Origin of the sequence: Streptomyces sp. CB02058 (assembly GCF_001905505.1) — a bacterium.
Taxonomy (GTDB): Bacteria; Actinomycetota; Actinomycetes; order Streptomycetales; family Streptomycetaceae; genus Streptomyces.
On record NZ_LIPG01000008.1, the window covers coordinates 163634 to 188080 of the forward strand.

At 72.9% G+C, this 24447-nt stretch carries 20 protein-coding genes; 9 read left to right on the forward strand and 11 right to left on the reverse strand.

The features are described from left to right. Window positions 1-141: 141 nt before the first annotated feature. Window positions 142-1893, reverse strand: coding sequence for an outer membrane protein assembly factor BamB family protein (locus AMK10_RS34040; protein ID WP_073753538.1), 1752 nt, complete (start codon window positions 1891-1893; stop codon window positions 142-144). A gap of 112 nt (window positions 1894-2005) precedes the next feature. After that, the gene (locus AMK10_RS34045) at window positions 2006-3823 is read right to left on the reverse strand and encodes an ABC-F family ATP-binding cassette domain-containing protein (protein WP_073753185.1); all 1818 of its coding nucleotides are present in this window, start codon (window positions 3821-3823) and stop codon (window positions 2006-2008) included. A 147-nt stretch (window positions 3824-3970) separates the two neighbouring features. Here AMK10_RS34045 and AMK10_RS34050 point away from each other — a divergent pair, with 147 nt between their 5' ends. Then, window positions 3971-4615, forward strand: coding sequence for a lipoprotein (locus AMK10_RS34050; protein WP_073753187.1), 645 nt, complete (start codon window positions 3971-3973; stop codon window positions 4613-4615). Between the two features lie 51 nt (window positions 4616-4666). On the opposite strand, the gene AMK10_RS34055 is transcribed toward AMK10_RS34050, so the two are convergent. The 7 genes from AMK10_RS34055 to rsmI all read right to left on the reverse strand — a co-directional run bounded on the left by AMK10_RS34055 (window position 4667) and on the right by rsmI (window position 10932). Next, on the reverse strand, window positions 4667-5980 hold the full coding sequence (locus AMK10_RS34055; protein WP_073753189.1) for an acyltransferase family protein: 1314 nt from the start codon (window positions 5978-5980) through the stop codon (window positions 4667-4669). 131 nt (window positions 5981-6111) lie between these two features. Next, window positions 6112-7011 carry a 4-(cytidine 5'-diphospho)-2-C-methyl-D-erythritol kinase gene (locus tag AMK10_RS34060; RefSeq protein WP_073753191.1) on the reverse strand — a complete coding sequence of 300 codons (900 nt, stop codon included), beginning with the start codon at window positions 7009-7011 and terminating at the stop codon, window positions 6112-6114. Then, window positions 7008-7880, reverse strand: a complete 873-nt coding sequence (gene rsmA, locus AMK10_RS34065) for a 16S rRNA (adenine(1518)-N(6)/adenine(1519)-N(6))-dimethyltransferase RsmA (protein ID WP_073753193.1) — start codon at window positions 7878-7880, stop codon at window positions 7008-7010. The genes AMK10_RS34060 and rsmA overlap by 4 nt, the downstream gene beginning before the upstream one ends. 9 nt (window positions 7881-7889) lie before the next feature. Further along, complete coding sequence (locus AMK10_RS38825; RefSeq protein ID WP_073753195.1) at window positions 7890-8456, reverse strand: ubiquitin-like domain-containing protein; 567 nt, start codon at window positions 8454-8456, stop codon at window positions 7890-7892. A 115-nt stretch (window positions 8457-8571) separates the two neighbouring features. Further along, entirely contained in the window at window positions 8572-9438 is an 867-nt protein-coding gene (locus AMK10_RS34075) for a TatD family hydrolase (RefSeq protein ID WP_073753197.1), read from the reverse strand. 52 nt (window positions 9439-9490) lie between these two features. After that, window positions 9491-9862, reverse strand: coding sequence for a hypothetical protein (locus AMK10_RS34080; RefSeq protein ID WP_073753199.1), 372 nt, complete (start codon window positions 9860-9862; stop codon window positions 9491-9493). A gap of 173 nt (window positions 9863-10035) precedes the next feature. Then, window positions 10036-10932 carry a 16S rRNA (cytidine(1402)-2'-O)-methyltransferase gene (gene rsmI / locus AMK10_RS34085; protein WP_073753201.1) on the reverse strand — a complete coding sequence of 299 codons (897 nt, stop codon included), beginning with the start codon at window positions 10930-10932 and terminating at the stop codon, window positions 10036-10038. 53 nt (window positions 10933-10985) lie between these two features. Here rsmI and AMK10_RS34090 point away from each other — a divergent pair, with 53 nt between their 5' ends. Together AMK10_RS34090 and AMK10_RS34095 are read left to right on the forward strand one after the other, a co-directional pair. Further along, entirely contained in the window at window positions 10986-12752 is a 1767-nt protein-coding gene (locus AMK10_RS34090; RefSeq protein WP_073753203.1) for a dolichyl-phosphate-mannose--protein mannosyltransferase, read from the forward strand. A gap of 89 nt (window positions 12753-12841) precedes the next feature. Then, window positions 12842-14005, forward strand: a complete 1164-nt coding sequence (locus AMK10_RS34095; RefSeq protein ID WP_241839764.1) for a TetR/AcrR family transcriptional regulator — start codon at window positions 12842-12844, stop codon at window positions 14003-14005. A gap of 114 nt (window positions 14006-14119) precedes the next feature. Here the strand turns inward: AMK10_RS34095 and AMK10_RS34100 are convergent, their stop codons facing one another. Then, entirely contained in the window at window positions 14120-15325 is a 1206-nt protein-coding gene (locus AMK10_RS34100) for an oxygenase MpaB family protein (protein WP_073753205.1), read from the reverse strand. Between the two features lie 325 nt (window positions 15326-15650). On the opposite strand from AMK10_RS34100, the gene AMK10_RS34105 reads away from it, so the two are divergent. After that, window positions 15651-17285 (forward strand): penicillin-binding transpeptidase domain-containing protein, encoded by a 1635-nt coding sequence (locus AMK10_RS34105; RefSeq protein ID WP_073753207.1) that lies wholly within the window; start codon window positions 15651-15653, stop codon window positions 17283-17285. 45 nt (window positions 17286-17330) lie between these two features. Here AMK10_RS34105 and AMK10_RS34110 read toward each other — a convergent pair whose 3' ends face one another. After that, entirely contained in the window at window positions 17331-18080 is a 750-nt protein-coding gene (locus AMK10_RS34110) for a GntR family transcriptional regulator (protein ID WP_073753209.1), read from the reverse strand. A gap of 170 nt (window positions 18081-18250) precedes the next feature. On the opposite strand from AMK10_RS34110, the gene AMK10_RS34115 reads away from it, so the two are divergent. The 5 genes from AMK10_RS34115 (at window position 18251) to AMK10_RS34135 (ending at window position 24444) form a co-directional block, all read left to right on the forward strand. Further along, on the forward strand, window positions 18251-19264 hold the full coding sequence (locus AMK10_RS34115; RefSeq protein WP_073753211.1) for a BMP family protein: 1014 nt from the start codon (window positions 18251-18253) through the stop codon (window positions 19262-19264). Then, on the forward strand, window positions 19261-21000 hold the full coding sequence (locus tag AMK10_RS34120; RefSeq protein WP_079180980.1) for an ABC transporter ATP-binding protein: 1740 nt from the start codon (window positions 19261-19263) through the stop codon (window positions 20998-21000). The genes AMK10_RS34115 and AMK10_RS34120 overlap by 4 nt, the downstream gene beginning before the upstream one ends. Before the next feature lie 297 nt (window positions 21001-21297). Continuing rightward, the gene (locus tag AMK10_RS34125; protein WP_079180981.1) at window positions 21298-22440 is read left to right on the forward strand and encodes an ABC transporter permease; all 1143 of its coding nucleotides are present in this window, start codon (window positions 21298-21300) and stop codon (window positions 22438-22440) included. Continuing rightward, window positions 22437-23360: an ABC transporter permease gene (locus AMK10_RS34130; RefSeq protein WP_073753213.1), complete on the forward strand. Its 924-nt coding sequence runs from the start codon at window positions 22437-22439 to the stop codon at window positions 23358-23360. Before AMK10_RS34125 ends, AMK10_RS34130 begins: the two co-directional genes overlap by 4 nt. 88 nt (window positions 23361-23448) lie before the next feature. Next, a complete protein-coding gene (locus tag AMK10_RS34135) occupies window positions 23449-24444 on the forward strand; it encodes an ornithine cyclodeaminase family protein (protein WP_073753215.1) in 996 nt (331 codons plus the stop codon). Window positions 24445-24447 lie beyond the last annotated feature (3 nt).

Here is a 24447-nt window from a genome sequence, read left to right on the forward strand (position 1 = left end):
CATCCCCTGTTCCCAAGGGAGAACCGGCCCGTGATGCCCTCGTTACGCGCCTGCCGGGGCCGCGGATGCGGCCTTTCGACCGACACTCCGTCAACTGCGCGCACCGGGAGTTCCTTTCACGGAATCTCCCCGGTCCGGCCCCTATTCGCCGAAGACCAGCACGGCGGTCGCCGCCATCTCCTCCTCGTCCTCGTCCGCGCTGATGCGCTGCGGAAGGAGGTAGGAACGGCCGTCCCGGTAAACGGCCTTCGGCTCGTACAGCGCGCTCTCGGTCTCGGCGGCCGACGCGGGGTGCTTCAGCACGGTCGCCGACGTCCCGGAGGACGGGTCGAGCGTGCCGATCGCGCCGCTCGTGCGGTAGTAGGCCTGCACATGGACCACGACCTTCCCCGCGTCCATGCGCAGCGGCATCATGATCTGCCCCTCGGGCGCCGGTGCCTTCCAGACCGATTTGCCGGTGGCGAGGTCGAAGGCGACGACCTTGTTGGTCAGCCTCTTCTCGGCGCCGCCGGGCAGGGGCAGGGTCGCGAGGTAGAACCTGCTCGCGTCGGCCGCGACTCCCGCGCAGCCGTCCAGGTTGCTGCCCGTCTCGACGGATTCCTCGCCGCACCGCACGGCGTACTCCTCGTCGCCGCCGGCCATCTGCGAGCGGTACTTCCCGTTGTCGTCGAGGACGAGGACGGCCCACTTCTCCGGCTGCTTGATGGAGACGACGAGCGGGCTCACGGAGTAGATGTGCGCGACGGACCAGCCGGCCTTCAGCTCGTACGTCCATTTCGGCGCTCCGGTGACCGGGTCGACCTCCTGGACCTGCTGGCGGACCGGGTCCGCGGGTTCGGCCTGGCAGCTGACGGCCGCGATCATCCGCTCTCCGCCGGTGAACGCGAAGGGCTGACAGACGCCTTCACGCTTGCCGAACAGCTCCTTGCCGTCGCTGACCCGGAAGGCGTTCGACGCGGAGTTGCGCCCGAAGGTGACGGTGTTCCCGCTGATCGACATGGCGACGTGCGAGAGGCCGTCCGTGAGGTCGGAGCGGTCGACGGTCTTCTTCCACCCGGCCTTGCCGGTGCGCAGATCGATCATCTGCAGGACCGAGCAGGACGCCTCCGACTCCGAGACGTTGTCCTCGACGCCGACGACGACCTTGCCGTCGGCGGTGGGGGCGGTGGGTGAGGCGCAGATGTCGGTGGGCAGCCGCAGGCTCCACCGCTCGGCCCCGTCGGTCACCGCGTAGCCGGTCACCTTGCGGTACATGCCCTTGGCGACGATGTCCCCGGCGAACCAGGGGCCGTGCGTCTCCTCCCCGTACTGCGGGAGGTCGACGCCGTTCTCCTGGAGCCACGCCACCTTGGCCTCGCCGGGCTTGCGGCCCGCGTTGAGCTCGGCGGCGGTCGGTCCGGCGAAGCTCTTCTCCTCCTTGGAGGTGGGCGAGGCGGTCGGCTTCTTCCCGTTCTTCCCGTCGCCGCCGGGTCCGGCGACGGGCTTCTTCGTCCCGCCCCCGTCGTCGCCGGTGGCCAGCCAGATCCCGCCCGCGGCCAGCAGCACGGCGAGCACCGCGCCGATGACCACGCCGGTCCTGCCCTTGAAGCGGCCACCGCCGCCGGGGCCGCCCGCCGCGGGGGACGGGACGGTCGGCGGCTGCGGTGGAAAGCCGTATCCGGACTGCTGCTGGGTGTACGGGCCGGACTGCTGCTGACCGTACGGGCCGGGCTGCGGCGGAGGGGTGTACGGGCCCGGCTGCTGCCCGTACGGGCCCGGCTGCTGGGTGTACGGCCCGGGCTGCTGCTGCGGCGGGTAGCCGTAGCCGGGCTGCGGCGGAGGGGTCCCCTGCGGCGGGTCGTACGGAGCCCCGAAGCCTCCCTGCGGCGGTTGCTGGCCGGGCGGCTGGGTCATCAGCACGTCCCCCTTCGTGCGAATCGCGTACGGTGCCCCGGAACGGGCAGGGGTTCTTTGTACCACCCACTCACCACCCGTCCCACGGGCACCGGCGATCACATCGGGGAGATCACGCGTCCTCGGCCAGTTCCAGCCAGCGCATCTCCAGCACATCGCGTTCCGCGACCAGTTCACGCAGTTCGGCGTCGAGCGAGGCGACCTTCTCGAAGTCCGTGGCGTTGTCGGCGATCTGCGCGTGCAGTGCCGTCTCCCTGGTCGACATCTTGTCGAGCTGCCGCTCGACCTTCTGCAGCTCCTTCTTCGCGGCACGCGCCGCCTGCGGCGAAACGGCCTCGGCGGCGGCCGGCTTGGGCGCGGAGGAGCCCGCGGCGGAGGCCGGTGTCGCCGTCTCCTCCATGCGCTGCCTGCGCTCGATGTACTCGTCGATACCGCGCGGCAGCATCCGCAGCGCCCGGTCGCCGAGGAGGGCCATCACCTTGTCCGTGGTCCGCTCGATGAAGAACCGGTCGTGGGAGATCACGATCATCGATCCGGGCCAGCCGTCGAGGAGGTCCTCCAGCTGGGTCAGGGTCTCGATGTCCAGGTCGTTGGTGGGCTCGTCGAGGAAGAGGACGTTGGGCTCGTCCATCAGCAGTCGCAGGATCTGGAGCCGCCTGCGCTCACCACCGGACAGGTCGCCGACCGGCGTCCACTGCTTCTCCTTGGCGAAGCCGAACTGCTCGCAGAGCTGCCCGGCCGTCATCTCCCGGCCCTTGCCCAGGTCGACGCGGTCGCGCACCTGCTGGACGGCTTCGAGTACGCGCAGGTTCTTGTCGAGCTCCGCGACCTCCTGGGAGAGGTAGGCGAGCTTGACCGTCTTGCCGACGACGATCTTCCCGTCGGCGGGCTGCACGTCGCCCTGGCTGCGGGAGGCCTCCGCGAGGGCCCGCAGCAGCGAGGTCTTGCCCGCGCCGTTGACGCCGACCAGGCCGATGCGGTCGCCCGGACCGAGCTGCCAGGTGAGGTGGGTGAGCAGGGTCTTGGGCCCGGCCTGGACGGTCACGTCCTCCAGGTCGAAGACGGTCTTGCCGAGGCGGGCGTTGGCGAACTTCATCAGCTCGCTGGTGTCGCGCGGGGGCGGCACATCGGCGATCAGCTCGTTGGCCGCCTCGATGCGGTAGCGCGGCTTGGACGTACGGGCGGGAGCACCGCGCCGCAGCCAGGCCAGCTCCTTGCGCATCAGGTTCTGCCGCTTGGACTCCTCGGTCGCGGCGATGCGCTCCCGCTCGGCCCGCGCGAACACGTAGTCGCTGTAGCCGCCCTCGTACTCGTGGACGGCGCCTCGCTGGACGTCCCACATGCGGGTGCAGACCTGGTCCAGGAACCACCGGTCGTGGGTGACGCAGACGAGCGCCGAGCGCCGGGTCCGCAGGTGTCCGGCGAGCCAGGAGATGCCCTCGACGTCGAGGTGGTTGGTCGGCTCGTCGAGCACGATCAGGTCCTGCTCGGCGATGAGCAGCTTCGCCAGGGCGATCCGGCGGCGCTCGCCACCGGAGAGCGGGGCGATCACGGTGTCGAGGCCGTGCTCGAAGCCGGGGAGGGCGAGACCGCCGAAGAGCCCGGTCAGCACATCGCGGATCTTGGCGCTGCCGGCCCACTCGTGGTCCTCGAGATCGCCGATCACCTCGTGCCGGATGGTGGCCTTCGGGTCCAGCGAATCGTGCTGGGTGAGGACACCGAGGCGCAGCCCGCCGTTGTGGGTGACCCGGCCGCTGTCGGCCTCCTCCAGCTTGGCCAGCATCCGGATGAGCGTCGTCTTGCCGTCGCCGTTGCGGCCGACGACGCCGATCCGGTCGCCCTCGGACACCCCGAGGGATACACCGTCGAGCAGGGCACGGGTGCCGTACACCTTGCTGACCTGCTCGACATTGACCAGATTGACGGCCATTTCACTCCTGCCTCGGGGATCCCTGCGTCGGGGACCGCTCGACGTCCCAGAGTAGTCGCCGCGCGGGGTGCGATAGCGTGCGGCGATCGATCATGGGGAGTAACCCCAGGTCGGAGCGGTTCGGAACATCTCTGGGGTGGGGACTTCATGAAGCGTCGCGCGATACGGGCACTGATTCCGGCGGTCCTGGCGACGGCGGTGCTGGCCGGCTGTTCCTCGTCCGGTGGCGGCACGGCCCCGGACGACGGCAAGAACGGCGACAGCGCGCCCGCGAAGGCCGCGGAGAGCACCGGGCCCGGGAAGGGCGTCTCGCTGGGCGGCGCCGGGTCGGCCTGCGAGCTCCCCGTGACCTTCGACGTGGCGGCGGACTGGAAGCCCGGGGCCGTGGAGGTGGACCCCGGCTCCGACCTCGCGGCACTGGGCCGGCAGGGCTCGGCCACGATGGTCTGCGAGATCGACGCCAAACCGGCCGGGAACATCGGCTACATGCGGGTCTGGCAGGGCAAGGGCGCCTCCACCACTCCGCGCGCGGCGCTGGAGGACTTCGTGGCCGGCGACCGGAACGCGTCGAAGGCCGCGTACACGGAGACCGAGGCGGGCTCGGCGCCGGCCGTCGAGGTCACGTACACGGTGAGCGGCGAACTGCTGGACGAGCCGAAGACCGAGCGCGCCTTCGCGGTCGCCACTCCCCGGGGGCCGGTCGTGGTGCACCTGGGCGGGCTGGACTCCCAGGAGCACGAGGAGATGCTCCCGGCGTACGAGCTGGCGAGGAAGACCCTGAAGCTGGGCTGAGGGGCCTCCCGCGCGCCGGACGCTCCTCCCCCGGGCCGCGGGGCCCCCGGCTCACCGCCCGGCGCGTTCGACGAGCAGCCAGCCGCCCAAGGCCATCGCCACGGCCGCCGGGGCGCTGACGTGGAAGGCGATCAGCAGCGCGGTGTGCCCTTCCAGGAGTCCCGCGTATCCGACCATCGACAGGCCCAGCACGCCGAGCAGGGCAAGGGTCACGCCGATCGCCGAGACGGCACCCGCGCCGATCGCCGCCCGGCCGGGGGCGACGCGGACGGGCCGCTCGAACGTACGGAAGGCGGCGACCAGGGCGGCGGTGAGCGCGGCGGCGGCCACGATCCGCAGCGGGACCTGTGCCCACCAGGCGCCGGTGGCCGGCTCGGGGAGCGGGACGCCGAGGCCGAGCATCGCCCCGTAGACGCCGAGCATCGCGGTGAGGTGCCAGAGGAAGGCGGTCATCGCGACGCCGTTGGCGGCCACGACGGCGCGCCAGACGCGAGGCCGGGCGACCAGCCGCGCACCGGGGGCGCGCAGCAGCTCGACCGCCCCGACCAGCCAGAGGCCGTGGCCGAGGAGGGCGAGCGTGGGCGGCGCCATGTTGCTGATCTTCTCGCCGGGCATGCCGACCATGGACAGCGGATACGGGCCGAGGGCCACCAGCGCGACGGCGGCGGCGAGCCCGGCACCGGCGAGGAGCGCGGGCCTGCGGATACGGCCGTCGGCGCGCAGGAATCCGAGCTGGTGCACCGCGAGCCAGACGAAGGCGAAGTTGAGGAACTCGACGTGGGGGACGCCCGCGGCGAAGCGCAGGAGGTCGACCGCGGCGGCGGCTCCCGCGAGCGCGGCGAACGCGCCCCAGCCGTACCGGTCGTGGAGCTTCAGCAGGGCCGGGGTGAAGGCGACCATCGCCAGATAGATCCCGATGAACCAGAGGGGCTGGGTCACCAGCCGCAGCGTCACTCCGGTCAGTCCGCCGCCACCGCCCAGGAGTTGGACGAGGAGCGCGGCGGCGCCCCACACGAGCACGAACACCATGGTCGGCCGCAGGAGCCGTTGCAGCCGGGCCCGCAGGAACGACGGGTAGACGGAGTCCGTGGAACCCTCCGGCCGCCTGCGGAGCAGGGAGCGGTAGGACAGCGCGTGGGAGAAGCCGCCGACGAAGAAGAACACCGGCATGATCTGGAGGACCCAGGTCAGCGGTTGCAGCTCCGGCACGACGGCGAGGAGGTTGCCGACCCCGTCACCGGTGACGGCGGCCATCAGCCAGTGGCCGAGGACGACCGTGCCGAGCGAGCCGACACGCAGCAGATCGATGTAGCGGTCGCGGGTGGCGGGTGTGGCCTCGGCCAGTTCCCGAACGTGTGATCCCATGCGACCACGGTCGCGCCGGGCCCCCCGGGGGCGGCAGCGCGACCGTACTCAATTCCCGTCTGAGTACCGGCCGTCGGACGACGTACCGGTGCCGGACGGCCTACCGGTGCCGGACGGCGGACTGCCGGTCGTCAGACGACGGTGGCACCCGGGGCGGGCGACACCGCGGTCCGGGCCTCGCGGCAGGTGCCGGACGCCAGCAGCGCGTCGGCCACCTTGTGCGCCGACTCCGCGTCGGACACCAGGAACGCCGTGGTCGGCCCGGAGCCGGAGACCAGGGCGGCCAGGGCCCCCGCCGCGGTGCCCGCCGCGAGGGTGTCGGCGAGCGAGGGGCGCAGGGAGAGCGCCGCCGGCTGGAGGTCGTTGCCGAGGGCGTCCGCGAGCGCGGTGGTGTCGCCGGAGCGCAGGGCGGCCAGGAGAGCGGCCGACGGGGCGGGCTCGGGGACGTCCGTCCCCGCGGTGAGCCGGTCGAACTCGCCGTAGACCGCCGGGGTGGAGAGCCCGCCGTCGGCGACGGCGAAGACCCAGTGGAAGGTGCCGCCGACGTCCAGGCGTGTCAGCTGCTCGCCCCGGCCGACGCCGAGCGCGGCCCCGCCGACGAGGCTGAACGGCACGTCGCTGCCCAGCTCGGCGCAGATCGCGAGGAGTTCGTCCTGGGAGGCACCGGTGGACCACAGGGCTTCGCAGGCCAGCAGGGCGGCGGCGCCGTCGGCGCTGCCGCCCGCCATGCCGCCCGCGACGGGGATGTCCTTGGCGATGTGGATGTGCACGTCGGGGGCGATGCCGTGCCGGGCGGCCAGCGCGATCGCGGCGCGGGCCGCGAGGTTCGTGGTGTCCAGCGGGACCTGGGCGGCGTCCGGCCCCGAGCAGGTGACGCGCAGCTCGTCGGCGGGGGTGACGGTGACCTCGTCGTACAGGCCGACGGCGAGGAAGACGTTGGCCAGGTCGTGGAAGCCGTCGGGGCGCGGGGCTCCGACGGCGAGCTGGGCGTTGACCTTGGCGGGTACGCGGACGGTGACGCTGTGGGTCATGCGGAGGGCTCCGGCTTGTTCTCGGCGATGGCGGCGAACTCCTCGACGGTCAGTGCCTCGCCGCGTGCCTGCGGCGAGATCCCCGCCGCGACGAGGGCCGCCTCGGCGGCGGGTGCCGAGCCCGCCCAGCCCGACAGGGCCGCGCGCAGCGTCTTGCGGCGCTGGGCGAAGGCGGCGTCCACGACGGCGAAGACCTCGGTCCTGCTGGCGGTCGTGCGGAGCGGCTCGGTGCGCCGGACCAGGGACACCAGACCCGAGTCGACGTTGGGCGCGGGCCAGAAGACCGTGCGGCCGATGGACCCGGCGCGCTTGACGTCGGCGTACCAGTTGGCCTTGACCGACGGGACGCCGTAGACCTTGTTGCCGGGCCGGGCGGCCAGCCGGTCGGCGACCTCCGCCTGCACCATCACGAGCGTCCGCTCGATGGTGGGGAAGCGCTCCAGCATGGTGAGCAGCACCGGCACCGCGACGTTGTACGGAAGGTTGGCGACCAGCGCGGTGGGCGCCGGGCCGGGGAGCTCCGTGACCAGCATCGCGTCGGAGTGGACCAGGGCGAAGCGGTCCGCGCGCCCGGGCAGCCGGGCGGCGACGGTGGCGGGCAGGGCGCCCGCGAGCACGTCGTCGATCTCCACGGCGACGACGCGGTCGGCCGCCTCCAGCAGGGCCAGGGTCAGTGAGCCCAGGCCGGGCCCGACCTCGACCACCACGTCGTCGGGCCGCACCTCGGCGGTCCGGACGATCCTGCGGACCGTGTTGGCGTCGATGACGAAGTTCTGGCCGCGCTGCTTGGTGGGGCGTACGCCCAGCGCTGCGGCCAGCTCGCGGATGTCTGCGGGGCCCAGGAGGGCGTCGGGCTCTGTGGTGCTCACCCGTCAAGCCTACGGCCGCCACGGGGCCGGGAGTCCGCCGCCCGGCAGCGGCAGGGGCAGGGACCCGTGCGCCTCCCGAAGGACCACGACCTCGTCACCGTCGTCGAGCCCGGTGCCCGGGGCGGGGGCGACGAGGTCGCGGCTGCCGAGCCTGACGCCCTCCGCGTCGAGGAGCTCCCCGACGTCGTCCGCGAAGGTGTGCAGGGTGCGGGAGGTGCCGTCCACGCTGACGCTGACGGCCTTGTCCTGGGCGAGGAAGGCGGCGGTGCCGCCGGCCAGCACGGCGAGGACCAGGGCCCGGGGAACGAGCCGCAGCAGCCCGTCGGGGCGGCTCCGGTGGCGCCGGGCAGCGCGGTGCCCCCCGGGCTGCCCGCGTACGGCCGGCTGCCGGGGCACCAGCGGGGTGTCCAGCACGGTCGGGTCGTGGACCGGCACGCGGCCGGGCCGCAGCCCGGCGACGATCGTCCGCTCCTCGTGCAGGGAGCGCGGCGGCGCCGGGGCCGGGACCCGCGCCGGGGCCTGCCCCGTACGCCGGCCGCCGCGTGCTGCACGGTGACTGCCCTGCGAATGGCCCACGACGCTCCAGAGACTCCGGCTGCCGACCCCGTTGCGCGGGCACGATAGCCGAGGTCCCGTCACCGTCCAAAGTCGTACGATTACCCAACGTGTCGGGCGGGGCGGGCGGCGGAGCTCAGAAGTCGAACGCCCGCGCGGTGTTGTCGTAGACGGCCGCCGCGAGGGTGTCCTCGTCGGTGCCCCGCACCTCGGCCATCGCACGCAGCGTGACCGGGATGAGGTAGGGCGCGTTGGGCCGTCCGCGGTAGGGGGCGGGGGTGAGGAAGGGCGCGTCCGTCTCGACGAGCACCAGCTCGGCCGGGGCGACGGCGAGCGCGTCGCGCAGCGGCTGGGCGTTCTTGAAGGTGACGTTGCCCGCGAAGGACATGAAGTAGCCGGCCGCCGCGCAGATCCGGGCCATCTCGGCGTCCCCGGAGTAGCAGTGGAAGACGGTCCGCTCCGGCGCGCCCGCCTCGGCGAGGATCCGGAGCACGTCCGCGTGGGCCTCCCGGTCGTGGATGACCAGGGCCTTCCCGTGCCGCTTGGCGATCTCGATGTGGGCCCGGAAGGACTCCTCCTGGGCGGCGATGCCCTCGGGGCCGGTGCGGAAGAAGTCGAGGCCGGTCTCGCCGACCGCGCGGACGTGTGCGAGGGCGGCCAGCGCGTCGATCTCGGCGAGCGCCTCGTCCAGTGCCGCCTTCCCGCCCGGCTCCCGGGCCCCCTGGCGGGCCGTGCCCTCCGGGTCGCCGTGCACGATGCGCGGCGCCTCGTTGGGGTGCAGGGCCACGGCGGCGTGGACGGAGGGGTGCGCGGCGGCGGTCTCGGCGGCCCAGTGAGAGCCCTTCACGTCGCAGCCCACCTGGACGACGGCGGTGACATTGACCGCCGCGGCCCTGGCAAGACCCTCCTCGACGGTTCCGTCCTGCATGTCCAGATGGGTGTGGGAATCGGCGACCGGAACCCGGAGGGGTTCGGGGAGCGGCGGGGCGTCGGTACGGCTCATGCCCCGACTCTACGAGGGCACGGGCCTCCTCTCACGGCCGGTGGGGCCGCTCTCACCGGCGCTGGAAGGGGTGGAGCAGATCGGACAGCTGCCAGTGGCGCGTGGCGGGGGCGGGCACGGCGGTCGCCGCGACCTTCTCCGCCTCCGCCTCCGGACGCACGTCCTTCCGGTGCTGGAGCAGCTGCTGGACGGTGGAGACCCGGCCGGCCCGCATGATCCGGACCACATGGCCGCCGCAGTTCGCGCAGGTCGGGGTGGAGAGCGGCGAGGGCACGCGCTCCCCGTCCGCCTTGTAGACCACGAAGGCATGGCCGGAGCCGTCGACGTGGTGCTCTATCTCGTAGGACTGTTCCCAGCCGTACCCGCACCTCATGCAGGCGAAGGCGTACGCCTCGTGGACGGTGGCTGCTGCGATCTCACTCATGCCTGCTCCTCTTGTCCGATGGACAAGCACTCCGGACAAGCACTCCGGATGGTGCGTTCCACCCTCAAGTGGACGCCTCCACCCGGTGGCGGCGCACCAGGTCTGCCGAGTGTTGGAACGGTTTTGGCCGATCCGTGGGCCAAGGGCCCGGTACGCGGCTCGCGCTTTACATTTCAGGCTAGTCCCTTGCCCTGATCCTGGCCGGTCCGAGCAGCGTTCTTTGCCGCCACCACCGCATCGAACACCTCGCGCTTGGGCAGCCCCGCCTCGGCGGCGACCGCGGCGATGGCCTCCTTGCGCCGCTCCCCCGCCTCCTCGCGCACCTGCACCCTGCGCACCAGCTCGGCGGCGTCCAGGCCCTCGTTCCCGGAGTCCGTCGCGCCCTCGACCACGACGGTGATCTCGCCGCGCACGCCCTCGGCCGCCCAGACCGCCAGCTCGCCCAGCGGACCGCGCTTCACCTCCTCGTACGTCTTGGTCAGCTCCCGGCAGACGGCGGCCCTGCGGTCCGCGCCGAACACCTCGGCCATCGCGGCGAGGGTGTCGTCCAGCCGGTGCGGCGCCTCGAAGAAGACCATCGTGCGGCGCTCGTCGGCGACCTCGCGGAGTTTGCCGAGCCGCTCGCCCGCCTTGCGCGGCAGGAAGCCCTCGAAGCAGAAGCGGTCCACGGGCAGCGCGGACAGGGCCAGCGCGGTCAGCACGGCGGACGGCCCCGGTACGGCGGTGACCTTGATGTCCCGCTCCACGGCGGCGGCGACGAGCCGGTAGCCGGGGTCGGAGACGGACGGCATCCCCGCGTCGGTGACGAGCAGGACGCGCGCCCCGCCGGCCAGCGCCTCGACCAGTTCCGGCGTGCGCGCGGACTCGTTGCCCTCGAAGTAGGAGACGACACGCCCCGTCGTGTGGATGCCCAGCGCCTGGGTGAGCCTGCGCAGCCGCCTGGTGTCCTCGGCGGCCACGACATCGGCCGTCTCCAGCTCGGCGGCGAGCCGTGGCGGGGCGTCCGCCACGTCGCCGATGGGGGTCCCTGCGAGTACGAGCGTTCCAGTCGTTCCAGTCACATCGGCCATCCTCCCAGCACCGGACGCACCACTCGCACAGATGCGTTCCCTACGATGGCGCGGTGACGAGTACTGCGCCCGAGGCCCAGCAGGGCAACGACGCCGGGGATCACACCGGCGACCAGCCGCATTCCTGGCAGCAGCGGCTGCGCCGCTTCGGCCATTCCCCCAGGCCGGAGGCGGGGCTGCGCGAGCGCCTGATCCCGCCCTACACCCGGCCGGGCCGCCAGTTCTGGAACGTACTCGCCGTGCCACCGGTCCTCGCCGGTCACCTGGTGCGCTGGTCCGCCTGGGGCGGACCGCTGCTGGTGGCCGCGGTCGCCGGGGTACTGCGGTTCTGGAACCTGGGCAGCCCGAAGGCGGTGATATTCGACGAGACGTACTACGCCAAGGACGCGTGGGCGCTGGTCAACCAGGGGTACGAGGGGTCCTGGCCCAAGGACATCGACAAGCAGATCCTCAACGACCCCTCCTCGGTGGACATCCCCGTGGACCCGGGTTACGTCGTCCATCCACCGGTCGGCAAGTGGATCATCGGGTTCGGCGAGCAGCTCTTCGGGTTCACCCCGTTCGGCTGGCGCTTCATGGTGGCGCTGCTCGGCACCGTCTCGGTCCTGATGCTGTGCAGGATCGGCAGGCGGCTGTTCCGCTCGACGTTCCTGGGCTGCCTGGCCGGCACCCTGCTGGCCGTGGACGGGCTGCACTTCGTGATGAGCCGCACCGCGCTGCTCGACCTCGTGCTGATGTTCTTCGTGCTCGCCTCCTTCGGCTGCCTGCTCGTCGACCGCGACTGGGCGCGCCGCAAGCTGGCCGCCGCCCTGCCGGTGGACGAGGAGGGGATCCTGCGCCCCGACGCCCGGATCGCCGAAACGCTCCGCCTCGGCTGGCGGCCCTGGCGGATCGCGGCCGGTCTGATGCTCGGCCTGGCCTTCGCCACGAAGTGGAACGGCCTCTACATCCTGGCCGCGTTCGGCGTGATGGCGGTGCTCTGGGACGTCGGCGCGCGGCGCACGGCGGGCGCCGTGCAGCCGTACAGGGCGGTGGTCCTGCGGGACCTGCTGCCCGCGTTCGTCTCCACGGTGCCGGTCGCGATCGGGACGTACGTCGTCTCCTGGACCGGCTGGATCGTCACGGACAAGGGCTACTACCGCAACTGGGCCGCCACCGAGGGCAAGGGCGGCAGCTGGACCTGGCTGCCGGACTGGCTGCGCAGCCTGTGGCACTACGAGAACCAGGTCTACGAGTTCCATGTCGGCCTGACCTCCGGCCACACCTACCAGTCCAACCCCTGGAGCTGGATCGTCCTGGGCCGCCCCGTCTCGTACTTCTACGAGGAGAAGACGGGCTGCGCCACGTCCGCGACCGGCAAGTGCGCCCGCGAGGTCCTGGCGCTGGGCACCCCGCTGCTCTGGTGGGCGGCGTGCGTGGCGCTGCTGTACGTGCTGTGGCGCTGGTTCTTCCGCCGCGACTGGCGGGCGGGCGCGATCGCGTGCGGTGTGGCGGCGGGCTGGGTGCCCTGGTTCTTCTACCAGGAGCGGACGATCTTCCTCTTCTACGCGGTCGTGTTCGTCCCGTTCCTCTGTCTGGCGGTCACGATGATGATCGGCGCCCTGCTGGGCCCGGCGGCGGGAACGGGCACCAGACACCGCCTGGGGATGGACAAGGCCGACCCCACGGGCGAGCGCAGACGCACCCTGGGAGCGATCGCGGCGGGCGTGCTGGTGCTGCTGATCGTCTGGAACTTCGTCTATTTCTGGCCGATCTACACGGGCACCTCGATCCCCGAGGACTCCTGGCGCGACCGGATGTGGCTGGACACCTGGGTGTAGCGGGCCGGCCCTCAGGGAGCCCAAAGCCTCCGCGCCCGCGTGTGATTGACTCCTGGCATGGCCCCGTCCCCGCGTCCGACCGCTCGGCCGTGACCGATCCGGTCGCGGCCACGCGGCCCCGTAACCGCAGGCAGCTCATCGTCGAGGCCGCCGGCCGGGTCTTCAGCGAGCACGGCTACCACGCGGCGTCCATGGAGATGATCGCGGCCGGTGTGGGCATCACCGCGGCGGCCCTCTACCGGCACTTCCCCAACAAGTACGCGCTGTTCGCCGAGTGCGCCGACGTCACGGCGGAGCGGCTCGTCACCGCGCTCGACGAGGTGCCCTCCGGGGCGCCCCTGGCCGATGTGGTCACGGCCGTCACCCGGGTCACCGTCGCCCATCGCGCGTCGGGCGGTGTGTACCGGTGGGAGGCCCGCTACCTGAACCGCCAGGACCGCCGGCAGCTCACGGCGAAGTTCGGCCACGTCGTCCGGCGCGTCGAGGAGGCGGTGCAGCGCGCGCATCCGCTGCCCGACGGGCGGCTGCGGGCCCTGGCGGCCCTCGGTGCGATCGGGTCGATCACGATGCACCACACGTCGATCGCCCAGCGCCGGGCCGAGGAACTGCTGTCGGCGTCCGCGCTGCGCGTCGCCGCGACCGATCCCGCGGCGGCCCGGAGGCAGGGCGGGCGCCCCGTCGAACTGCCCGCCCTGCCGGTGCCGCGCACACGGCGCGCGGAGATCCTCGCGGCGGCCGTCCCGCTGTTCGCACGGGACGGGTTCGCCAGCGTCACGAACGGGCAGATCGCGGAGGCGGTGGGGCTGGCCCCCTCCGCGCTCTACCGCCACTACTCGGGCAAGGTCGACATCCTGGCGACGGCATGCCTCCAGGCGGCGCGGCTGCTGGCCCAGGGAGTGGAGCAGAGTCTCCGGGAGGTGGCCGGACCCCACGACGCCGTCGTCGCGCTTGCGGCGACGTATGTGGCGTACAGCTTCGAGTACACCGAGCTCAACAGCGTCGCCGAGGCCGAACTCGCGGGCCTGCCCGCCGACCTGCGGCGGTCCCTGGTCCTCGCACAGCGGGAGCACATCGCCGTCTGGGAACAGCAGTTGCGGCTGGCCCGTCCGGAGCTGGACCCGCGCCAGGCCCGGGCGCTGGTGCACGCGGGCTTCGGCGTGGCGGTCGAGGCGGGACGGGGGCTGCGGTGGCGGGACGGCCAGGAGAACCGCGAGGCCGTCACCACCCTGGTCGTGGGCGCCCTGGGGCTCTGAACGGGCACTGCGCCACGGGTCACGGGCACCCGGGTGCCGTGGACTCGGGGGCACCCGGGTGCCCGCCCCTCGGCACGGCTGCCGGGGCGGGCGCCCGGGGAACCGTCCGGCGGGTCAGCCGGGCCTGTTCCCGGTCGGGATCGTGATCGGGGTGGTGGTGGAGGACGAGCCCTTGTTGAGGAAGAGCATGGCGAGGGCGCGCACGAACTGGTCGAACATGTAGAAGGTGCCCGGCATGACGGGCGACAGCCCCTCACGGAACAGGATGAAGGCCGGCCACACGGTGCGGACCAGGGCCGCCGCCGCGTAGTCGCGCGGGAGTTTCAGCCAGTCGCCGACCTCGTTGCTGAGGACGTAGCGCACGAACTCGTTGAGGAACCCGCGTGTGACGCCGAGATCGATCTCCGCGGTCAGACCGAGCAGCACCTCGGCCAGGTCGAGGCCCTCGGGCGTCGGGGCGAGGATCGGGGTGAGCACCTGCGCCGACTGCGCTTCGGCGGCGGCCCAGGTCTTCGGGATGTACTCCTCCGGCACACCGAGGAGGTAGATGGCGACCTGCCACGAGTGCAGGAACGCCTCCTCGTCCGCGGCCGACATCGGGACCCGCCAGTCGACCAGCTTCTTGTGCACGAAGGTGCCCAGGCTGTGGAAGGTGACCAGGATGTCGGCGACGCTGATCGGGATGTTCTGGTCGGCGCCCGCCTTCCAGTGCGGCGACTGCGGCAGCAGGGTCCGCACCGCGCCGTGCACCAGTCGCGTCTTGTTGGCGGTGACGACGAACTGCCCCGTCGGTTTGAAGGCGTCCAGCTGCGAGAGGTCGTAGCCGAAGGTGAACGTCTTGGCCGCGCGGTCCTTCATGTCGGCGCCACCGAAGGACCAGTAGACGCTCCTGGCCTCCCTCGGGATCACGGTGCTCATGATCCCGCTGCCGAGGCCGTACAGCATGAACAGGTACGTGTCCTTGCGCCGGTTGAAGTCGGCGGCGCGGGTCAGCTTGGTCTGGTCGGCCCACGAGGGCAGTTTGTTGACCGTCCGCAGGTGCGCGGCGAGTTCGGCCGGGAGCCCGCTGGGCAGCGCGTCGCCGTTGTTGACCCAGCTCGCCATCGCGGTGTTGACGGCGGGCACTTGGCCGTTCTTGAGCAGCGAAGCCATCAGAGGGTCCGTCGCGCTGTCCCAGATGTACTCCGGATCGAGCCCCGCGCCCGCGCCCGCCACCGAGTCCGCCGACGCCCACGCCCAGGCCTTGGCGGGGTCGGCCACACCCACGAGGCCGAGTGCGACACCGAGCGACAGAACGCTTCGCCTGTTGAGATTGGTCATTTACTTACCCACTTCCGAGCTGGACCAGAAGGCACTATGGGCCTTTTCTGGCTTGCGAGTTGGGCTACCACCACGTTTCGGATCCTGCTGAGTTATGTGATTCTGAATTAACATAGCGAGCCGCGACACCGTGGGCAATGGTCATGACGGACGCCGCTCCCCAGGCCCTGGACGCGGCGCCTCCGGATCCAGGTCAGGACCGTCCCGGGGTGCATCGCGGTCCGGTAACAACCTCCTCCGGGGGCACTCGCGTCCCGTATGGTGCCGAGGGAAGGCTCTCCTTGAACGTGTTCAAGGAGAGGCGACGGGGAGGGGGACTGCACAGATGCGCAGTGGGGCGAAGGTCGCCATCGTCGGCGGAGTGTTCGTACTGGTGGCCGGAGGACTCGGCTACGGGGTGTACGACGTGGTGCTGGGGGGCGGGGACACCGGGGGGACGGAGACCGCCTCCGCGTCCTCGGAGGTGAGGACGGGCCCGCTCGGCAAGGACGAGATCAAGGAGACCGCGGGGGACTTCCTCAAGGCGTGGGCGTCGGGCGACGCCTCGGCCGCCGCGCTCCTCACGAACAACGAGACCGTGGCGGAGCCGCTGCTGACGGGGTACGCCGAGGACGCCCACGTCACCGAGGCGGTGATCACACCGGGCGTCGCCGTCGGCACGAAGGTGCCGTACACGGTGAAGGCGACGGTGTCCTACGAGGGGAAGACCAAGCCCTGGTCGTACTCCTCCGAACTGAGCGTGGTGCGCGGGCTGACCACCGGCAAGGCCCTCGTCGACTGGCAGCCCACGGTGATCCACCCGGAGCTGACCGAGGGCGCCACGCTGCGGACCGGCGAGTCGGAGACCGCGGCGGTCGAGGCGGTCGACCACAACGGCAAGGTGCTCGACAAGGAGACGTACCCGTCGCTCGGGCCCGTCCTGGACAGCCTGCGCGAGAAGTACGGTGACAAGGCGGGCGGTTCACCGGGCGTCGAGACCTGGATCGAGCCCTCGGACGCGCAGCTTCCGAACACCACGCTGCTGACGCTCGCGAAGGGGAAGCCCGGCAAGCTGCAGACGACGCTCGACGCGGACGCCCAGGCGGCCGCCGAGCAGGCGGTCAAGCAGTTCAGCGGGGCCTCGGTGGTCGCGGTGAAGCCGTCCACGGGCGCGATCCGCGCGGTGGCCAACAACCCGGCGACCGGCTTCAACGCGGCGATGCAGGGGAAGCAGGCGCCCGGTTCCACGCTGAAGATCATGACGGCGGCGATGCTCCTGGAGAAGGGCCTCGTCACGGCGAACGGCCCGACCCAGTGCCCCAAGGACGTCATGTACCAGGGGCGCTCGTTCCACAACCTGGCCAACTTCGACCTCCCCGACTCCAGCAGCTTCACCACCAGCTTCGCCCGCTCGTGCAACACCGCTTTCATCAAGCTGATCGACGACACGCACGACGACGCGGCGCTGTCCAAGGAGGCCCGTGACGTCTTCGGGATCGGCCTCGACTGGAAGACCGGTGTCGTCTCCTTCGACGGGAGCGTGCCCGCGGAGAGCGGCGGCGAGGCCGCGGCCCAGTACATAGGCCAGGGCACCGTCCAGATGAACGCCCTCAACGTCGCGTCCATCACGGCCACCGCCCGCACCGGGACGTTCCGCCAGCCGGTCATCGTCCCGCAGTCCCTGGACGACCGTCCGCTGGCCACCGCGTCCCGCTCGCTCTCGCAGAACGTCACCGGTCAGCTGAACTCCATGATGCGGGCCACCGCCGCCTGGGGCACCGGCCAGAAGGCCATGGCCTCGGTCGGCGGCGACAAGGGCGCCAAGACCGGCTCGGCCGAGGTCGACGGACAGGGCACGTCCAACAGCTGGTTCACTGGCTTCAGCAACGACCTCGCGGCAGCGGCGGTCGTCCAGTCCGGCGGCCACGGCGGCGACGCCGCGGGTCCCGTGGTCGCGGCGGTGCTGCGCGCGGGGTCGTGACCCGCGGGTTCCAGGAACGGATCGACCGGCCGGGCCGGCGGCGGATCACGCCGCCGGCCCGGCCTGCTTCCCGCCGTCGCCCCGCCCGCGCCGCCGGCGCGCCGCGATCGCCTCGGGGTCGATGTCCGGGCGGGACCACTGCGCCGCGAGGGCGAGGCTGGTGGCGCGTCCGTCCGCGACGTGTTCGTGCGCCAGGCGCGCCGCGCGGTCGGCGTCGCGGGCCGCGATGGCCTCGTACATCTGCTCGTGCTCCGCGCACTGCTGGGCCGGGTCCCGCAGCGCGGTCAGCCGGAACAGCCAGTGCATGCGCGCCTCCAGGGGCCGCATCACCCCGCTGAGCAGCGCGTTGGAGGCGAGCTCCACGATGCCGGTGTGGAAGGCCGCGTTGGCGGCGGCGATCGCCGCGCGGTCGTGCGCCCGCGTCGCGGCCCGGGCGGTGGCGAGCCCCTCCGCCAGGCGCGCCAGCCCGTCGTCGTCCGCCCGCTCCGCCGCCAGACGGGCCGCCAAAGACTCCAGTGATTCGCGTACGTCGAAGAGATCGCGCACGTCGCCCGGCGTGAACGGCGCGACGAGCGCGCCCCGGTGCGGCACCAGCAGCACCAGCCCGTCGGCCGCCAGAAGGCGCAGCGCCTCGCGCAGCGGGATGCGCGAGACCTCCAGCTCCGCGGCGAGATCGCGCTCCACGAGCCTCTCCCCCGGCTGGAGTTCGACCTCGATGATGCGTCGCCGCAGGGTCTCGTACGCACGGTCGCGCAGCGAGGGACGCCCCTCGTCGGACGGTCGGGCTGCTGTCACCAAGGCTTTTCCTCCGCTGTCGGACCGGTCCCACCGTAAGCGGACGGCCCGGCGGGGCCCTTACTGCTAACCGCTCGCTAACACGACGGCAACAAACGACCCGGAAACTGGGGCGCCATAGCGGTATACCACTAACTGGCTCGCGGGCCCCGTCTCCTGGAGGCATCCCAGTGGCACCATCCCGAACGCTTCTCTCTCCCGTCACCGTCGCCGCCTCCGTCATGTCGGGGCTGCTCCTGCTGTCCGGCTGCGGCGGCTCCTCCTCGGCCGGGAGCGAGGGCGACGGCGGCAAGCTCAAGGTCGGCGTCCTCTTCCCCGGTTCGCTCTCCGACGACGGCTTCATGGGCTCGGCGTACCTCGGCTACCAGCGCGCGGCGAAGAAGCACGCGGACACGGTGGAGTTCAGCAAGGTCGAGCAGGTGGCGACCGCCGACTACGAGAAGGCGCTGGTCCGCTTCGCCACCGACTCCGACCTCGTGATCTCCCTCGGCGGGCAGACCGACGCCGATGTGCGCAACGTCGCGGCGCGCTTCCCCCAGGTGAAGTTCGCCGAGATCGGGGGCCCGGCCGACGGCAAGCCCCTCGCGAACCTCTCGCTGTACGACCCGCAGCAGGCCGAGGGCGCGTTCCTCGCGGGGGCCGCGTCCGCCCTGCTCTCCAAGACCGGCACGGTCGGCTTCATCGGCGGCGCGGAACTCCCGGCCATCGTGAACGCCGCCAAGGAGTACGACAACGGCGCCCGGGCGGCCGACCCGAAGGTGAAGGTCCTCGCCCCGCAGTACGTCGGCGACTTCAACGACGTCGCCAAGGCCAAGCAGTCCGCACTCGCCGACTTCGGCGCCGGGGCGGACGTCCTGGGCCAGATCCTCAACCTCGGCCACAAGGGGGTCGCCCAGGCCGCCGGCCAGCGCGACGGGGCGCTCATCGGCGGCCCGATCGCCCACAAGTGCGGGTCCGACCCGGCCTACGCCGGATATGTGGAGACGGACATCGGCGCGGAGATCGAGTACGCGGTGGACCACCTGGTCGCCGGGGACTGGAAGGCCGAGGCCGTCCACTTCGGGCTGACCTTCGAGGATCCGCAGAACGACATCGTGCTCTGCGACACCAGCGACCCGGCGGTCACCCAGAAGCTCGACGAGCTGAAGCGGAAGATCACGGCCGGCGAGATCACCACCCGATGAACGCCACCGCTCCCGCACTGGAGATATCCGGACTCACCAAGTCCTTCGGCGCGATGCGCGCCCTGGACTCGGTGGACCTCGTCGTCGGCGCCGGCACCGTGCACTGCGTGCTCGGGGAGAACGGCGCGGGCAAGTCGACCCTCTGCCACATGGTGGGCGGCTCGCTGGTCCCGGACGAGGGCACCCTGCGCCTGTACGGCTCGCCCTACGCCCCCCGCCGGCCCGCCGACGCGCTCGCCGCCGGGATCGCCATGGTCCACCAGCACTTCAGCCTCGTACCGACACTGACCGTCGGCGAGAACCTGCGCCTGCTGCGGCTGCGGGACCTGCCGCGGCGGGTGGCCCGGGTGCGCGAGGAGTACGGGCTCGAACTCGACCTGGACGCGCGGGTGAGCGAGCTGCCGGTCGGGGTGCGCCAGCGCGCCGAGATCGTCAAGGCGCTGCTGCGCGAGCCCCGGCTCCTCGTCCTGGACGAGCCCACCGGGGTGCTCGGGCCCGCCGAGACGGACGCGCTGCTGGAGACCTGCCGCCGGATCGCGGGGGCGGGGCACGCGGTGGTGCTGGTGACGCACAAGCTCGGGGAGGCGGCACGGGCCGGGGACGCCGCGACCGTGCTGCGCGCGGGGCGGGTGTCCGGCGGCGGCCCGCTGTCCGAACTCCCGCCGGAGCGGCTGGTCCCGCTGATGATCGGCAGGCCCGCCGACTCGCTCGGGGCGGGCCTGGCCGGGACGATCGGCCTGGCGCTCGACGGGGACACTCCGGAAGAGGCGTCCGGGGCCGAGGACCTGACCGATGCCGCCGGTGCCGCCCCGGAGCTCAACGGTGTCGTCCGCGAGCCTGCCGATGCCGCCTCGGAACCCGCCGGAGCCGCCCCGGAGCCCGCCGGTGCCGTCCGGGACGGCGCGGCGAAGGCACTGCGCATCCGTGAGGTCAGCGTGCGGCGCCCCGACGGGACCCACGCGCTCGACGCGGTCTCCCTGGACGTCGGCTTCGGCGAGATCGTCGGGATCGCCGGGGTGGAGGGCAACGGGCAGAGCGAGCTCATGGCCCTGCTCGGCGGCTCGCTCGCCCCCGGCTCCGGACAGGTGGAGCTGGACGGTCGCGATGTCACCCGCGCCGCGCCGCGCGAGCGGAGCCGGGCCGGTCTGGGCGTGGTGCCCGAGGACCGGCTGCACGAGGGGTGCGTGCCCCGGCTGCGGGTCTCCGAGAACCTGTTCCTCGGACGGCTCGACCGCTTCCGCCGGTACGGGGCGTTCCTCGACCGGCGGGCCATGGCACGGGCCGCGGAGTCGGTGCTCACCGAGCACGGCATCCGCGCCGACGGCCCGGGCGCGCCGATGTCGTCGCTGTCCGGCGGCAACCAGCAGAAGGTCGTCCTGGCCAGGGAGCTGGCGCTCGACCCGCTGGTCTGCCTCGCCTCGGCGCAGCCGACCCGGGGCCTGGACATCGGGGCGGTGGGCGCCGTGCACTCCCGTATCCGGCAGGCGTCCGCCGCGGGGACCGGGGTGCTGGTGGTCTCCAGCGAGCTGTCCGAACTCCTCGTCCTGTGCGACCGGATCGCCGTGGCCTACCGGGGCAAGCTGCTCGGCCCCATCGACCCGTCGGAACCGGACGCCCGGGAACGGATCGGCGCCCTGATGCTCGGCGCGCACCCCTCGGACTCCGGAGCGGGGAGCGAAGCCGGCGCGGACGGAGGCGTCCCCGTGTCCGCGCTCGGCGACGCACCCGGCCGCTGAAACGGGGCGCCGGAGCGCAACGAGCGCCGGTCCGGGACGAGCGCCGGCAAAGAACGGCGAGCGGGTCCGGGACGAGCACTGACCGGGACCGGCGAGCGCCGGACCGAAAGCACGCCGTACCGAAAAGGGCGCTGCCCGGGCGCTCACCGAGGGCGCGCGCACGCCCTCAGACCCGGCGCCCCCGCACCCCGGCACACGCCCCCGCAGCATCAGCGCACCGGCGCTCTCCCCGGCCCCGGCCGCGCGCCTCCCGACCATCCGCAACCCGTAAGCCCGCAGAACCCGCAAGGAGCCGCCATGCCGCCCCCACCGCCTCCCCCGTCCACCACCTCCCCGGCCCCGGCCCGGACCTCCGCCCCCGCTCCCGCCCCGCGTGGCGCGGGCGCCCGTCTGGTCCCCGTGCTGCGGCACCCCGTCGCCGTCGGCGTGCTGGCCGTCGTGCTCGCCGGACTGGCCGGGCTCGGGCTCGTCATGGGCGCCGGTACCCAGCCCGCGGTCGCCTGGGACGCGCTCGTCGAGGGCATGTTCGGGTCGTCGTACGCCATCGGGAGCTCCCTCAACTCGGCCGCCGTACTGGCCCTCATCGCCACCGGGTTCACCGTCGCCCACCGCGCGGGCCTGGTGAACGTGGGCGGCGAGGGCCAGCTCTGCGCGGGCGGGCTGGCCGCCGCCGCCGTGGGCGGCACCCTGCCCGCCGGGGTCCCGGCCGCGCTCGCCGTTCCGCTCGTCCTGGCCGCCGGCTGCCTGGCGGGCGGCGCCTGGGCCGGGATCGCCGCCTGGCTGCGGACGAAGCGCGGGACCAGCGAGGTCATCACCACGCTGCTCCTCAACTTCATCGGCGTGGGGCTCGTCTCGGTCGCCGTCCACGAGGAGGCGCTGCTGCGCCAGCCCGTGACCTCGTCCGAGACGCTGCCGCAGTCCGCTCCCCTGCCCGAGGGGGCCCGGCTGCCGCTGATCGGCGGCCTCGAGTCCCCCGCGACGGCGATCGTCGTGATCGCGGCCGTCGCCGCCGTGCTCACCGGTGTGGTGCTGCGGCACACCCCCGTCGGGCTGCGGCTGCGGTCCGTGGGCCACTCCCCCGCCGCCTCGGCCCGCCTCGGACTGCCCGTGGCCCGGCTGGAGGGCGGCAGCCTGGCGTTCGCGGGCGCCGCGGCCGGACTCGCGGGCGCGGGCCTCGTCGCCATCGCCCCCTATGTGCTGGCCGAGCACTTCTCCTCCGGCTACGGCTTCTCCGGACTGGTGGTGGGACTGCTCGCCCGGGGTTCGCTCACCGCCGTGGCGGCCGTGTCGCTCCTCTTCGGATTCCTCACCAACGGGGGCATCAACCTCCAGCTCGCGGCGGAGGTCCCCGCCTCCTCCGTACAGATCGTGCAGAGCCTGCTCGTCCTGTTCGTCGCCGCGGCCATGTTCACCACCACACGTGACAGGAGCGGCTCATGAGTGCCGTCGTGGAGGAGCTCGCCTCCGGTGGGGTGCGCCTGGCCGTACCCCTGCTGCTGGCCTCGTCGGGGGAGCTGCTGAGCGAACGCGCCGGCGTGCTCAACCTCTCCGTCGAGGGCATGATGCTGACCGGCGCCTTCGCGGGCGCGGCCGGCGCCCTGGCCTCGGGGAGCGCGGAGGTGGGCGTGCTGGCGGCCCTCGTCGCCGGGCTGCTCTTCGCGGGCCTCCAGGCGCTGCTCAGCGTCGTCCTGCGCGCCGACCAGATCGTCACGGGCATCACGGCGAACGCCCTGGCCCTCGGCGCGACGACCTACGGTTCGCGCGTGCTGTTCGGCGACGGGTCGGCCGACTCGGTGCCCGGGTTCGACCCGGTCGCCGTGCCCCTCCTGCACGACATCCCCGTCCTCGGCCCCGCCCTCTTCGAGCAGACCGCGCTCGGTTACGCCGCCTTCCTCGTCGCCGGTGGCCTCGCCCTGGCTTTCAGCAGGCGTACGGGGTGGGGTCTCGCGGTCGACGCGATCGGTGAGGACGCGACCACCGCGGACCGCTGCGGCCTTCCGGTGCGGACCGTACGGTTCGCCGCAGTGCTGCTGACCGGCGCCGTATCGGGCCTGGCGGGGGCGCAGTTGGCCCTGTCGGAGGTGCACGCCTTCAGCGACAACATGACCGGCGGCATCGGCTATCTCGCCGTCGTCGCGGTGATCGCGGGCCGCTGGCGGGCCTGGCCCACGATCGTGGCCTGTCTCTTCTTCGGTGTGGCGCAGTCGCTCCAGTTCGTGGCGCCCGCGCTGGGACTGCACCTGTCCGCGCCGCTCCTGACGACACTTCCGTACGTCATCGCGCTGCTGGCGGTGAGCGGCCTCGTCGGCCGCAGCCGGGCGCCCTCGGGGCTGACCGTCCCCTTCCTGCGCGGCAGCTGACCGGCGGCCGGACGGCCCGCGGCCGACCGGCCGCCGGCCGGACCGCCACGACTCCCACGATTCCCCTTGAGGACAGAGGACTTACGAGATGACGCTGATCCTGACCCGCTCCGACATCACCGCCCTGCTCGCCGACGTGGGCGAGGAGATCGAGGCGGCGGTGGCGGAGTGCCACCTGGATCTCGCCCTGGGCAGGGCCGTCCTGCCGCCCCCTCCGGCCATGCCGTTCCCGGGGTCGGACGGGACCTTCCTCGCGATGGCTTCCGCCTCCGCCCCGGCCGGTCTCGCCACCGTGAAGCTGCTGGCCGACCTCCCCGCCAACCGCGCCCTGGGGCTGCCCGTGCAGCGTTCGTCGGTCCTCGCGGTGTCCGCCGGGACGGGGGCGTGCGAGGCGCTCCTCGACGGCGCCGGGATCACCCGTGCGAGGACCGCGGCCGCCACCGCGGTCGCCACCCGGGCCCTCGCCCGGCAGGACTCCCGTGTCCTGGGGCTCGTCGGCACCGGGCCGCTGGCCCGCGCCCACGCCCTCGCCCTGCTGCCGGGCCGCGCCTACGAACGGGTGGTGCTGTGGGGCCGCCACCCCGGCCGGAGCGCGGAACTGGCCACCTGGATCACGGAGGAGCTCGGTGTGGAGGCGAGCGTGCTGTCCGGGCCGCGCGCCGTGGCGGAGTCCTCGGACGTCCTGTGCACGCTGACGCCGTCCCGGGAACCGCTCGTCGAGGGTGCGTGGCTCTCCCCCGGCCAGCACATCAACGCCGTCGGCGCCCCGCCGCGCCCCGACCACCGGGAGATCGACACGGCGGGCGTGGTGCGCTGCCGGATCGTCGTCGACGCCTGGTCCACGGCCCGCGCCAAGTCCGGAGAGGTCCTGATCCCGCTCGCCGAGGGCGCGCTCACCGAGGACGACTTCCGCTGTGAACTCGGCGAGGTACTCGCGGGAGTGAAGCCCGGCCGCACCTCGGACACCGAGCTCACGCTGTTCGACTCGGTGGGCGTCGGCCTCCAGGACCTGGCCGTGGCCCGGCTGCTGATCGACGCCGCACGGGTGCGGAACGTGGGGACCGTGATCGAACTCAGCGGCTGACCC

What these genes read in the sequence shown, in the direction of transcription:
- AMK10_RS34040 (WP_073753538.1), bottom strand. Translation starts at nt 1,893, where the DNA reads ATGACCCAGCCGCCCGGCCAGCAACCGCCGCAGGGAGGCTTCGGGGCT.
- AMK10_RS34045 (WP_073753185.1), bottom strand. Translation starts at nt 3,823, where the DNA reads ATGGCCGTCAATCTGGTCAATGTCGAGCAGGTCAGCAAGGTGTACGGC.
- AMK10_RS34050 (WP_073753187.1), top strand. Translation starts at nt 3,971, where the DNA reads ATGAAGCGTCGCGCGATACGGGCACTGATTCCGGCGGTCCTGGCGACG.
- AMK10_RS34055 (WP_073753189.1), bottom strand. Translation starts at nt 5,980, where the DNA reads ATGGGATCACACGTTCGGGAACTGGCCGAGGCCACACCCGCCACCCGC.
- AMK10_RS34060 (WP_073753191.1), bottom strand. Translation starts at nt 7,011, where the DNA reads ATGACCCACAGCGTCACCGTCCGCGTACCCGCCAAGGTCAACGCCCAG.
- AMK10_RS34075 (WP_073753197.1), bottom strand. Translation starts at nt 9,438, where the DNA reads ATGAGCCGTACCGACGCCCCGCCGCTCCCCGAACCCCTCCGGGTTCCG.
- AMK10_RS34080 (WP_073753199.1), bottom strand. Translation starts at nt 9,862, where the DNA reads ATGAGTGAGATCGCAGCAGCCACCGTCCACGAGGCGTACGCCTTCGCC.
- rsmI (WP_073753201.1), bottom strand. Translation starts at nt 10,932, where the DNA reads ATGGCCGATGTGACTGGAACGACTGGAACGCTCGTACTCGCAGGGACC.
- AMK10_RS34100 (WP_073753205.1), bottom strand. Translation starts at nt 15,325, where the DNA reads ATGACCAATCTCAACAGGCGAAGCGTTCTGTCGCTCGGTGTCGCACTC.
- AMK10_RS34105 (WP_073753207.1), top strand. Translation starts at nt 15,651, where the DNA reads ATGCGCAGTGGGGCGAAGGTCGCCATCGTCGGCGGAGTGTTCGTACTG.
- AMK10_RS34120 (WP_079180980.1), top strand. Translation starts at nt 19,261, where the DNA reads ATGAACGCCACCGCTCCCGCACTGGAGATATCCGGACTCACCAAGTCC.
- AMK10_RS34125 (WP_079180981.1), top strand. Translation starts at nt 21,298, where the DNA reads ATGCCGCCCCCACCGCCTCCCCCGTCCACCACCTCCCCGGCCCCGGCC.
- AMK10_RS34130 (WP_073753213.1), top strand. Translation starts at nt 22,437, where the DNA reads ATGAGTGCCGTCGTGGAGGAGCTCGCCTCCGGTGGGGTGCGCCTGGCC.
- AMK10_RS34135 (WP_073753215.1), top strand. Translation starts at nt 23,449, where the DNA reads ATGACGCTGATCCTGACCCGCTCCGACATCACCGCCCTGCTCGCCGAC.